The sequence below is a fragment of the Flavobacterium artemisiae genome, from assembly GCF_042678225.1.
In the GTDB taxonomy this organism is placed as follows: domain Bacteria; phylum Bacteroidota; class Bacteroidia; order Flavobacteriales; family Flavobacteriaceae; genus Flavobacterium; species Flavobacterium artemisiae.
The window spans coordinates 1-11,886 of sequence record NZ_JBHUDZ010000012.1 but is presented as its reverse complement, the minus strand read 5'-3'; the positions used below and the strand labels follow the sequence as shown (position 1 = coordinate 11,886).

General features: G+C 30.3%; 12 protein-coding genes. 9 read left to right on the top strand and 3 right to left on the bottom strand.

Features of this window, described 5'->3' with window-relative positions; genetic code table 11:
- Positions 1-822 precede the first annotated feature (822 nt).
- From ACFSC2_RS10695 to ACFSC2_RS10680, 4 genes are all read left to right on the top strand, one after another.
- Positions 823-1,299 (top strand): hypothetical protein, encoded by a 477-nt coding sequence (locus tag ACFSC2_RS10695; protein ID WP_379816559.1) that lies wholly within the window; start codon positions 823-825, stop codon positions 1,297-1,299.
- A 93-nt stretch (positions 1,300-1,392) separates the two neighbouring features.
- Positions 1,393-1,719 carry a YtxH domain-containing protein gene (locus ACFSC2_RS10690; RefSeq protein ID WP_379816558.1) on the top strand — a complete coding sequence of 109 codons (327 nt, stop codon included), beginning with the start codon at positions 1,393-1,395 and terminating at the stop codon, positions 1,717-1,719.
- A 74-nt stretch (positions 1,720-1,793) separates the two neighbouring features.
- Positions 1,794-2,144, top strand: a complete 351-nt coding sequence (locus tag ACFSC2_RS10685; RefSeq protein ID WP_379816557.1) for a competence protein — start codon at positions 1,794-1,796, stop codon at positions 2,142-2,144.
- 3 nt (positions 2,145-2,147) lie between these two features.
- Positions 2,148-2,402: a DUF6327 family protein gene (locus ACFSC2_RS10680; RefSeq protein ID WP_379816556.1), complete on the top strand. Its 255-nt coding sequence runs from the start codon at positions 2,148-2,150 to the stop codon at positions 2,400-2,402.
- A 26-nt stretch (positions 2,403-2,428) separates the two neighbouring features.
- Here the strand turns inward: ACFSC2_RS10680 and ACFSC2_RS10675 are convergent, their stop codons facing one another.
- Positions 2,429-3,406 (bottom strand): SPFH domain-containing protein, encoded by a 978-nt coding sequence (locus ACFSC2_RS10675; RefSeq protein WP_379816555.1) that lies wholly within the window; start codon positions 3,404-3,406, stop codon positions 2,429-2,431.
- A gap of 106 nt (positions 3,407-3,512) precedes the next feature.
- Between ACFSC2_RS10675 and ACFSC2_RS10670 the strand changes: the two genes are divergently transcribed.
- The 3 genes from ACFSC2_RS10670 to ACFSC2_RS10660 are packed head-to-tail and all read left to right on the top strand — an operon-like array spanning position 3,513 to position 5,564.
- Positions 3,513-4,253 carry a hypothetical protein gene (locus ACFSC2_RS10670; protein WP_379816554.1) on the top strand — a complete coding sequence of 247 codons (741 nt, stop codon included), beginning with the start codon at positions 3,513-3,515 and terminating at the stop codon, positions 4,251-4,253.
- 23 nt (positions 4,254-4,276) lie between these two features.
- Positions 4,277-4,873, top strand: a complete 597-nt coding sequence (locus tag ACFSC2_RS10665) for a hypothetical protein (RefSeq protein WP_379816553.1) — start codon at positions 4,277-4,279, stop codon at positions 4,871-4,873.
- A 16-nt stretch (positions 4,874-4,889) separates the two neighbouring features.
- Positions 4,890-5,564 (top strand): outer membrane beta-barrel protein, encoded by a 675-nt coding sequence (locus tag ACFSC2_RS10660; RefSeq protein WP_379816552.1) that lies wholly within the window; start codon positions 4,890-4,892, stop codon positions 5,562-5,564.
- A 34-nt stretch (positions 5,565-5,598) separates the two neighbouring features.
- On the opposite strand, the gene gltX is transcribed toward ACFSC2_RS10660, so the two are convergent.
- Positions 5,599-7,092: a glutamate--tRNA ligase gene (gene gltX / locus ACFSC2_RS10655; RefSeq protein ID WP_379816551.1), complete on the bottom strand. Its 1,494-nt coding sequence runs from the start codon at positions 7,090-7,092 to the stop codon at positions 5,599-5,601.
- 164 nt (positions 7,093-7,256) lie between these two features.
- On the opposite strand from gltX, the gene ACFSC2_RS10650 reads away from it, so the two are divergent.
- Together ACFSC2_RS10650 and ybeY are read left to right on the top strand one after the other, a co-directional pair.
- Positions 7,257-10,658: a hypothetical protein gene (locus tag ACFSC2_RS10650; protein WP_379816550.1), complete on the top strand. Its 3,402-nt coding sequence runs from the start codon at positions 7,257-7,259 to the stop codon at positions 10,656-10,658.
- A complete protein-coding gene (gene ybeY / locus ACFSC2_RS10645; RefSeq protein ID WP_379816548.1) occupies positions 10,655-11,074 on the top strand; it encodes an rRNA maturation RNase YbeY in 420 nt (139 codons plus the stop codon). The genes ACFSC2_RS10650 and ybeY overlap by 4 nt, the downstream gene beginning before the upstream one ends.
- A 286-nt stretch (positions 11,075-11,360) precedes the next feature.
- Here ybeY and ACFSC2_RS10640 read toward each other — a convergent pair.
- Positions 11,361-11,886: hypothetical protein (locus tag ACFSC2_RS10640; RefSeq protein ID WP_379818641.1), on the bottom strand; the 526-nt coding region annotated here is incomplete at its 5' end.

The following is an 11,886-nucleotide window of genomic DNA, read 5'->3' as shown; positions in this document are numbered from 1 at the left end:
ATTTATAAAATTTATTAAAAATAGTAATTTTATAATTTTTATAGATTAAAAATGGCTTTCATAAATTTAATTTGCGGCTACTTTAAAAAACTTTTGACTTCCTTTTCATAATTTTAAAAATCATTTCTTAAAAAGCTTGATTTTTATTTTTGTCAATTTTAGACCTATTTTTAAATTTTTTGAAGTCAAATTTTCCTTTTTGTCTTTTGAAATTTATTTTCGATCTCAAATTTTTAAAATCAAAGCTTTTTTGAATTATAATTTTAATTGATTAATTTTTAAATAGTAAAATTTTTTAATTATTATTTATAAAATTTATTTAAAATATAATTTTAATAATTAATTATTATTAAAATTAGCCCCTATAAATGAATTTTAAAGAGAAAATTTATGTTTTATGATATCTAACTCGTTTTTTAGATTATTGTTTAAATAGAGGCTTTATTTTACTTTTTACTGTTATTTTAGTCAGTTTAACGGCTTGTTAACACACAATTGTTTATAAAGTTGGTATTTTTAACTCAATACTAAAACTCAGAGATGATTTTTATAAAAATTAAAATTTGCCGTGAAAGAATCTAACTCGATTTACATTGAATTTAGAAACTCGTAATTTTTATTTCAGTGCAATTTCAAAATTGATTTCTTGAAAAGACAATTTTATGTTCTCATTTTTGTTGTGATGTAATTTTGATAATATTTCGCGTAAAAGGTATTTTTCAAATTGCATCATAATGTACAAAATTCCATAACGTTGAATTTGTGTGAAAGTTTGGTTTTTAAATTTCAGGTCTGACAATTTTTAATTTAAATCTAATTATCATGAAAATTTTATATTTTACGCTATCGCTATTATTTGCAAACATTGCAATTTCTCAAACACATCAAATTACAAAACACAACGGTGAAACTCTTGATGTAAATTTCATTAAATCAGAAAATGGTTTAGTTTATTATTCTAATGTTGGAAGTTCTGAAGAAATCAAAATCAGTAAACATGCCGTTTCATCAATTACTAATAAACAAACAAAACAAACTCAGAAAATTTCTGATAAAGTACTTGTAGATTCAAAAGATGATTATAAAATGGTAACTGTTTTGCCTCAGGAAAAAACAATAGGACTGAAACAAACGGGAACATTTTCTGGAGTTTCGACAAGGACAAAAGGCGAACCGCCAATTGCAAATCAGAAACAAACTGCTATGAGAATCAAAACTAAGTCGGCTACAAATGGTTCTCCTTTTGTAAGTTACACAGAAAGAGACGGTAAGTATGAAGCAGTAACTTATGTGTATTAATAAGATTGTTAATTTTTTGTAAATTACAATTATTGAGAATTTTATAAATTTAAAAAAGGTTATCTTTATTACTAAATTTAAATTGTAATTATCATGTCTAAAAACTTAAATACAGCAGCAGCAATTTTAGCTGCAGCAGCTGCGGGAGCGGCAATAGGAATTTTATTTGCTCCGGATAAAGGTTCTAAAACCAGAGCAAAGTTGAAAGAAGGTATTGATGATACTGCTAATAATTTGAAAGATTCTATCGGAGCTGGTTCTGAAGTTCTTCGTGAAAAATTTACTAGCGCAACTTCAAACCTTGACGGAACGTTAAATGATTTATTGTCAAATGTAAGTCATAAAACAGAAGAAGTTATTACTTTTTTAGAATCTAAACTTGCTGATTTAAAAGAGCAAAACGCTAAATATCAGAAATAATATTACATTCATGAAAGCATGAAACTGACTTATTTTATAAGTTAGTTTTGTGCTTTTTAATTTTAATTATAATTATGGCTTTTGAAGATTTAAAAGAAAACACAGATAATATGCAGGATCAGGCTAAAGCGTATTTAGACAGTCAGCTTGCTTATTATAAACTTTGGGGTTTTAAGGTGGCGATGAAATCTACCACTTTGATCTTCAAGTTTACTTTGATTTTACTGTGTTTTAGTATGGTTTTAATTTTTGGATCTTTTGCTGCAGCGTATGCATTCGGCGCTTTGTTTGAAAGTAACGCTCTCGGATTTTTAACAGTAGGAGGGATCTATTTACTCTTTACTATCTTACTTTTCTTTGTAAAAGATAAAATGGTTGAAGGGCCAATTTTAGAAAAATTCTCAGAAATCTTTTTTAATGATTAATTTATGGAAAGAAAAAAATACGCTTCTTATGCTGAAATTGAAAGAGATCTCGAAGTTTTAAAATTAGAGAAAGAGATTAATTATCATAAATTGGTTTTAAGTTTTCAGAAAACCAAAGAAAGCATTACACCGCAAAATATTGTAAATGGTTTTATTTCTTCTTATACAGGTTATATCAAAAAATCATTTCCAGAAATTTTACAATCCATATTACCATTTGTTATCAATTGGTTTATAAATAAAAAAAGAGGCAGTTAAGCCTCTTTTTCGTTTTTGATATTTATTTAAATTTCTGGAGCTGCATCATCTTCATAACCAGATTGTGGTGGAGTTGGTTTATGTTTTTCAACTTTTTTATTGGTTTTCTTCATCATTTCTCCAACCTGATTTGAGGCTGTAAAAGAAGCAACCATATTATTCAACATATCACTTCCGGCTTGTGGAGAGTTTGGTAAAAGAATCAAGTTTGAGTTTGCATCAGATCCAATTGACTGTAATGTATCATAATGTTGAGTTACAACAATCAGGGCAGAAGCTTCTTGAGAATTAATACCTACATTGTTCAAAACTTCAACACTTTCTACAAGACCTCTTGCAATTTCTCGACGTTGATCTGCGATACCTTGTCCTTGTAAACGTTTACTTTCTGCTTCGGCTTTTGCTTTTGCAACGATTCTAATTCTTGAACTTTCTGCTTCAAATTCTGCTGCTGTTTTTTCTCTATCCGCAGCGTTAATTCTGTTCATTGCATTTTTTACCTGGATGTCTGGATCAATATCAGTTACCAAAGTATTTATGATATCATATCCATAAGTAGACATTGCTTCGTTCAATTCACGTTTTACTGCAACGGCAATATCATCTTTTCTTTCAAAAACATCATCCAATTTTAGTTTCGGAACTTCGGCACGAACAACGTCAAAAACATAAGAAGTAATCTGATCGTGTGGATATTCAAGTTTATAAAAAGCTTCGTATACTTTTTCCTGAATCACTTTGAACTGAACTGAAACTTTCATTTTAATGAAAACATTGTCTCTGGTTTTGGTTTCGATGATAACATCTAGCTGTTGAATTTTAAGATTAACACGTCCCGCAATTCTGTCAACCAACGGAATTTTAAGTTGTAATCCTGAATTTCTTACGCTTTGAAATTTTCCAAATCTTTCGATGACAATTGAAGTTTGCTGCTTCACTGTAAAAAATGAAGACATCAAAATGAAGAATGCTAGTACTAATAAAATAATAAATGCTGTACCCATGGTTATAAAATTTATGTTTTAAGATTTTCTAAAAATACAAATAAATAAATCAGTTTTTTTAATAAGTATTAAATTACTTTCGTGCCTTTAACATTAATTAATTATAATGAACTCTAAATGCTTTTTATTTCCAATCATTGGAATTGGAATTTTATTCTCAGGTTGTGTTGAGAAAGGGGAGATACGATGTGTACTTCCTGCGACTACAGTTAGTAGTAACTCACCAATTATTTCCAATGATCCAATTATTTTAAAGACACCTAAAATTGAGGGAGCAACTTATCACTGGACTGGACCAAATGGTTTTGAATCAAATGTTCAGAATCCAATTATTTCTAATTCTACAGTCGACATGTCTGGCGAGTATAAACTTGTAACTTCTATTGGAATTTGTAAAACAGAAGAATTAACAACAGAAGTTACTGTAATAAAGAATGTTACAACATGTGCTGTTAATAATTACGAAATAACTTTTGTAAATTCTCCGTTTACAAAACAAACATTTTTTCCTCACTACACTGACGGACATGGTACTCCAGAGAATAGTTATACTTTGAATACAGGTAATCTTGATCTTATTTTAAATGTGTTTTTTAAAGGAAATGATATTCCTAAAACAGGTAATTATACAATAGTAAATTCATCTACCGCTCTCTCTGCTAATACAGTTCATGTTGATTTTAATTGGCATTCTATTTTATATTATCAAGCTATATCTGGCGATGTCTCTGTTTCTTTTTCTAATGGAAAATTTATGGTTACTTTTTGCGATGTACCTTTTTCAAACGTAAAGAGTACCAACAATCAAAAAGAGTTTACAGCATCGGCGAAGTTTACTGAAGACTAGTTTAACCAATAAAAATGATAATAATGAAGAATTTATTTTTTTTAGTATTCTTTTTTAGCTTGAATTTTTATTCTCAAAATTCTTTCATTCTAAAAAAAGATGGAACTAAAATAGAAATATCTGATAAGTTTAATGATTTTGAGATCATAAATATAGATAAGAGAATTTCATATGTAATTCCAGGAAAAACATGGGAAAAGTACATAACATACAAAGATTTAGATTATGCCTCTTTTGGTCAATATGTTTTTAAATCTTTTATAATTGAAAAGAAACAAAAAGGTTATTTTGTTTTAGCCGAGGATGTGGATAAACGTTTAGTTTGTCTGGTTACTTCAGTAACAACACAACAAGGTAAAAGTCTTTATTCTACAATAACTTATTATGATATTTTGGTTTTAGATTTAAATAATAATATTATTGAAACTCTTGATTTTAAAGGAACTAATAAAAGCTTAGGTCATGTTGAATTAAGAAAGAAGGTGCCAGAATTGATTAAAAGAAATTTTAAAAACTGCCCAAAAGTTATTGAACGGATGGAATCTTTTAATACTAATGACGAATATTTTATGGATATTCTTGGTTTTTTTGATTCACCTGTTTATTTAAAATGCAACTAATATTTACATTACAATTATGATACAAAAATTACATTTATTTATTTTACTTTTTATTACTCTTTCCATGCATGCGCAAGTTCCTCGCGGATTTTCTCTAGGAGCTGGTATTAATCAATCAATGTTGGATTCCAAAGATCTTTTGACAGATCCAAATGTTAGTTATAGTGCTGGTATTATATTTAACTTTGGATATCACGAGAGTTTTAATTATGAATCTAGTTTTATAGTAACTAATAGTGCTTTGAAATTAGATTATGTAGATAATCAAGCTCTAACAGTACATCAGGCTAAATATAATATTCAAAACATAGATATGGGTTTTCAATTTAATTATTATATAATAAAACCTGATGAAGATAAAATTTATTTTGGTCCTTTGGCAGGAGTATATGTTTCTTATAATATGGGTCAGCTCAGTACAAGAGATGATGCTAATGAACAATATTATTTGCCATATAGACTTACCGAAAATAGTTTAACAAATATTAACAAGATCAATTATGGAGTTTCTGCAGGTCTTGTTGGTGGTTATAACAAATTTAGACTTGCTTTGAAATACAATATGGGACTTTCTAATTTTTTGGATGGAGTTGAAACGGATAATTATTCTGAAACGAATACTTATACTGGTCCTACTTTAAAAGGTAAGTTGCATACTGTTTCTCTTATTTTATATTATAAAGTTTTCTAATAAAAAAGCTCCCAATTTGGGAGCTTTTTTGTTTTTATAAAGTTGCAATCGCTTTCTGAATTCTAGAAATAGTTTCTTGTTTTCCAATGATTTCAACAATATCAAATAGGTGAGGACCTTTAAGTGCTCCAACCAAACTTAGACGGAAAGGCTGCATAATTTTACCCATTCCAATTTCGTTTTTCGTCATCCAATCTTTTACGATTGCTTCGATATTTGCAGAATCAAAACCGTCGATGTATTCTAAAGTAGAAATCAATTCCTGCATTAAAGCTGGAGTTTCTTCCTTCCAATTTTTGCTTGCTTTTTCATCATAAGAAGTTGGCGCCTGAAAAAAGAAATCTGTTAAATCCCAAATGTCAGTGGTTAAAACTAGACGTTCTTTTATTGACGAGATTATTTTTTCAAGAGTAACTTTATCAATTTTAATTCCTTTTTCATCTAAAACAGGTTGAAAAGTTTCAGCTAAAAATGATTCACTTTTGTTTGATAAATAATGATGATTCACAGATTTTGCTTTATCAATATCAAATCTTGCACCTGCTTTATGAACTCTACTTAAGTCAAAAGATTGGCATAATTCTTCTAATGAAAAATATTCTCTTTCAGTTCCATCGTTCCAGCCAATCATTGACAAGAAGTTTACTAATGCTTCTGGTAAATATCCATCACCTTTAAAACCTTTTAAATCTTTCCAATCTAAAGGAAAAACTGGAAATCCTCCAACTTCACCATCACGTTTTGATAATTTTCCTTTTCCACTTGGTTTCAAAATCAAAGGTAAATGCGCAAATTCTGGAGCGTCCCAACCAAAAGCTCTGTACAATAAAACGTGAAGAGGCATAGAAGGCAACCATTCCTCACCACGAATAACATGTGAAGTTTCCATTAAATGATCATCCACGATATTGGCCAAATGATACGTTGGCATTCCGTCACTTTTAAACAAAACTTTATCGTCTAACAGATTGGTTTCAAAACTTACATCACCACGAATGATATCTTTTAAATGTAAAGTTTCGTTAACCGGAGTTTTAAAACGGATTACATAATGTTCTCCATTTGCAATTCTTTTAGAAACTTCATCAGTAGAAATTACTAGAGATGTATCTAGTTTTTCTCGGTTTGTATGATTGTAAATAAATGTTTTCTTTTCAGCTTCATATTCTTTTCTTAAAGCATCAAGAGCTTCAGGAGTATCAAAAGCATAGTATGCCCATCCAGAATTAATCAATTCGTCAGCATATTTTTTATATAATTCTTTACGTTCGCTTTGTCTGTACGGACCAAATTTTTCATTTTTTCCAACGGTTTCTTCAGGAGAAATTCCTAACCATTCCAAAGCTTCCATAATATAAGCTTCGGCTCCAGGAACAAAACGAGTCTGATCTGTATCTTCAATTCTCAGATAAAAAACGCCATTATGTTTTTTGGCAAACAAATAATTAAATAGGGCAGTACGAACACCACCAATGTGTAACGCCCCTGTTGGACTTGGTGCAAAACGCACACGAACTTGCTTTGACATTTTGTTTATATTTTGGTGCAAAGATACGTTTTATGATTTTAGATTTTAGAATGTTGATTTTAGATTTTCCAAGCTTAGAACCTTAGCGTCTTAGTAACTTAGAATCTTAAAAAGATATTATTATAATTACTACTTTTATAGGTTATAATTAAAACAGATTTATTTTGAAAACATCATCTGCGATATATCAAAAATTAGAAGCTTTCATTAAGAAATATTACACCAACGAATTGATAAAAGGGATCTTACTTTTTACGGGATTCGGACTTTTATATTTCTTGTTCACGCTTTTTGTAGAATACTTTCTTTGGTTAAAACCATTAGGAAGAACATTTTTATTTTGGCTATTTATTGCGGTTGAAGTTTTTCTTCTAGTCCGATTAATTCTGTTTCCATTATTCAAATTATTCAAACTTCAAAAGGGAATTGATTATACCGAAGCTTCCAAAATTATTGGAAATCATTTCACAGAAGTGAGCGATAAGCTGACGAACTTTTTACAATTGTCTTCAGAAAATAATGCTGAGAGTTCAGAATTAGTTTTGGCTTCAATCGAACAAAAAGCAAATTCTTTGCAACCAATTCCGTTTGGAAATGCAGTTAATTTTAAAGCCAATAAAAAATATTTACCATTAGCTTTAGTTCCGATTTTGCTTTTTGCAGTGTTTTATATTTCTGGAAACAGTAATGTAATTTCGCAGAGTTTGAATAGAGTAGTGCATTTTAATTCTGCGTTTTTACCACCGGCGCCATTCAAATTTGTGGTTCTAAATTCTAATTTGCAAGCAGAACAAAACAAAGATTTTGTGATCAAAATGGAATCTGTTGGAAACATTGTTCCAGAAAATGTGATGATTCATATTGGTGATGAAAGCTATTTTATGGAATCTTCTCAGACTGGAAAATTCGAATTCAAAGTAGAGAAACCGACAGAGAATATTCAATTTTCTTTTGAAGGAAATAATGTAGTTTCTGAAGAATATGAATTGAAAGTAATCACTGTTCCGTCTATTGCAAACTTCGAAATGGTTTTAAATTTTCCTTCTTATCTAAAGAAAAAATCAGAAACAATTCAAGGAACTGGAAACGCAATTGTACCTGAAGGAACGACTGTTACTTGGAAAATGAACACCAAATCTACACAAGAAATTGTATGGAAAAGAGAAAATGAGACGGTAAAATTCAATAAGTTCGAAAATGAGTTTAAATTAGCTAAAAATATAAGTCAAAATACCGAATATCAAATACTTACATCAAATAGTAAGGTCAAAAACTACGAAAAACTAGATTATCAGCTTTCTGTGATCAAAGATCAGTTTCCAACCATCAATGTTGGTCCTGCGCCAGACAGTTTGAAGCTGGATAAGAACTATATCTTAGGAAGAGTGGGTGACGATTATGGTCTTTCTAGATTACAGATTGTATACTACGAACGTAACAAACCGCAGTCTGCTAAACGTGGAAATATTAATGTGAAAGCTGGAGTATTCGATCAGTTTGTTTTTAATTTTCCTAGCAATCTTCCAGTAGAAGAAGGAGTGTCTTACGAATACTATTTTGAAGTTTTTGATAACGATGCACCGCACGGATTTAAGAGTACAAAGTCTTCTACATTTTCAGATCGTGTAGCTACCACAGATGAAATTCAGGATCAGGAATTGCAACAGCAAAATAATAATATCAATAGTTTATCTAAGTCTTTGAAGAACCAAACGAAGCAGATTTCAGAAATGGATAAGCTTCAAAATACAGGAAAAGAAAAAGATAATTTAGAGTTTAAAGATCAACAGAAGATAAATGATTTTATCAAACGTCAAAAACAGCAAGACGAAATGATGAAACAATTCTCTGAAAAAATGAATAAGAATCTTGATAAATTCAAAGACGATAAGAAAGATAAAACGGCTGAAGATTTACAAAAGCGTTTGGATAATGCAGAAAAAGATTTAGAAAAGAATCAGAAATTATTAGATGAATTAAAGAACTTAAACGACAAATTAAACAGTGAAGAACTGTTTGATAAAATGGAAAAGTTCAAACAAATCAGCAAAAACCAATCTCGTAATTTAGAACAATTGGTGGAGTTAACCAAGCGTTTTTATGTTTCAAAGAAAGCAGAACAGGTTGCAGAAAAATTAAACAAATTAGCTGAGCAACAAGAGAAACTTTCAAATAATGATAAGGAAAACACAAAAGAGAAGCAGGACGAAATCAATAAATCTTTTGATAAAATACAGGAAGATTTAAAAGATTTGAAAGAAGAAAATAAGACTTTGAAGAAACCTTTAGATATTCCATCAGATGCTTCAAAAGAGAAAGATGTAGATAATGATCTTCAAAAAGCTTCAGAAGAATTGAGTAAAAAGAATACTTCTTCGGCTAAGCCAAAACAGAAAAGTGCCGCTAAGAAAATGAAGGATATGGCTCAAGGAATGCAAAGCGAAATGGAAGGTGGTGAGCAAGAACAAATGGAAGAAGATGTTGCAATGCTTCGTCAGATTCTGGATAATCTTTTAGCGTATTCATTATCACAAGAAGATGTGATGAAACAGTTTAAAGCTATGAAATTAGGTTCTTCCACATTCACTAAAAATATAAAAGTACAGCAGAATTTGAAACAGCAATTCAGACATGTTGATGATAGTTTGTTTGCACTTTCATTGCGTAATCCAAAGGTTGCTGAAGACGTAACTAAAGAAATTGGGAACGTACAATACAATATGGATAAGGCTATAGAAACGTTAACCGATGTTCAGATTCCTAGAGGAGTTTCGCACCAGCAATATGCTGTTTCATCTGCCAATAAGTTAGCTGATTTTTTAAGTGATTTATTAAATAACATGCAGATGTCTATGTCTAAACCGGGAGCGGGAAAGCCAAAACCTGGAGACGGACAAGGAATGCAATTACCAGATATTATTCAAAAACAAAAAGGTCTTGCAGATAAGATGAAAGATGGAATGAAATCTGGACAACAGAAAGGTGATAAACCTGGAGAAGGTAAAGATGGAAAGTCTGGACAAAGTCAAAACGGACAAGGAAAAGATGGTCAGGGTAAAGAAGGACAAGGAAACAAAAGTGGCGATAAAGGTTCTTCTGGTAAAGATGGAAAGAGTGGAAAAGGAGAACAGAATGGTAAAGATGGAGAAGATGGAGAAGGAGATGCAGAAGCTATTATGGAGATTTATAAAGAGCAGGTAAAACTTAGAGAAGCGCTTCAAAAAGAATTATCAAAGAAAGGTTTGGATGCTCAAGGTAGATCTGTAATAGATCAGATGAAGCAATCTGAAAAGCAGATTTTAAATAAAGGATTTAAGAACGAGAACCTGCAACGCATATTAAATATCCAACAAGAATTATGGAAATTAAACAATGCAGTTCAGCAACAAGGTCAGGATACACAAAGACAATCTGAATCTAACAAGGCTGAATTTACAAATCGTTCGAATGCTTTACCGAGTTCGCTTCTGGAATATTTAAACAGTGTTGAGATATTAAACAGACAATCACTACCTTTGCGCTCGAATTTTAATCAAAAAGTTCAAGAATACTTTAATACGAAATGATAAATTTTAATTACGAAACAGATTTTACCTTAGGAGACGAACAGGCTTTTAGCGACTGGCTTAGTGCTGTAATAGTTTCTGAGAATAAGAACGAAGGAGATATCAATTATATATTTTGTGATGATGAATATCTACATAAAATCAATGTTGAATATTTGGATCACGATACACTTACAGATATTATCAGTTTTGACTATACTGTTGGTAACGAGTTGAATGGCGATATTTTTGTTTCTGTAGAACGTGTAGCAGATAATGCAAAAGACTTTAATGTTTCGTTTACCGAAGAACTTAAGAGAGTACTTTCACATGGTATATTACATTACTGTGGATACAAAGATAAAACAGAAAATGATGCTCAATTAATGAGATCTAAAGAAGAAGAGAAGATGAAGATGTTTCACGTGGAACAGTAACTAAAATTCTTTTTATTAAATAGTAATATGTTCCACGTGAAACGTTTTTAGATTTCTATTTTTAAAACGTTCCACGTGAAACATAGCAAGGAAAAATAAAGAAATAATAATAACGTTCCACGTGGAACGTTATATAAAAAATTCGAATTAAAATAAATTCGTTCCACGTGGAACGAATTTTTAGGTTTGAATTTTAAAGGAAAAAAAAGATGTTCCACGTGGAACGATTCTTGAAATTGAAATTTTGTAGATTGAAAAATGAAACGTTTCACATGGAACATAAGTATTAGTTCTGTTTAGAAGTTTTATTTGAGAGTTCTGATTTGAGAGTTCTGATTTGAGAGTTTTGTTTGGAAGTTCTGTTTGGAAGTTCTGTATTGAAAGTTCTGTATTGAAAGTTCTGTATTGAAAGTTCTGTATTGAAAGTTCTGTATTGAAAGTTCTGTATTGAAAGTTCTGTATTGAAAGTTCTGTATTGAAAGTTCTGTATTGAAAGTTCTGTATTGAAAGTTTCTGTATTGAAAGTTCTGTATTGAAAGTTCTGTATTGAAAGTTCTGTATTGAAAGTTCTGTATTGAAAGTTCTGTATTGAAAGTTCTGTATTGAAAGTTCTGTATTGAAAGTTCTGTATTGAAAGTTCTGCATTGAAAGTTCTGAATTGAAAGTTCTGAATTGAAAGTTCTGTGTTGAAAGTTCTGTATTGAAAGTTCTGTATTGAAAGTTCTGTATTGAAAGTTCTGTATTGAAAGTTCTGTATTGAAAGTTCTGTATTGAAAGTTCTGTATTGAAAGTTCTGTATTGAAAGTTCTGTA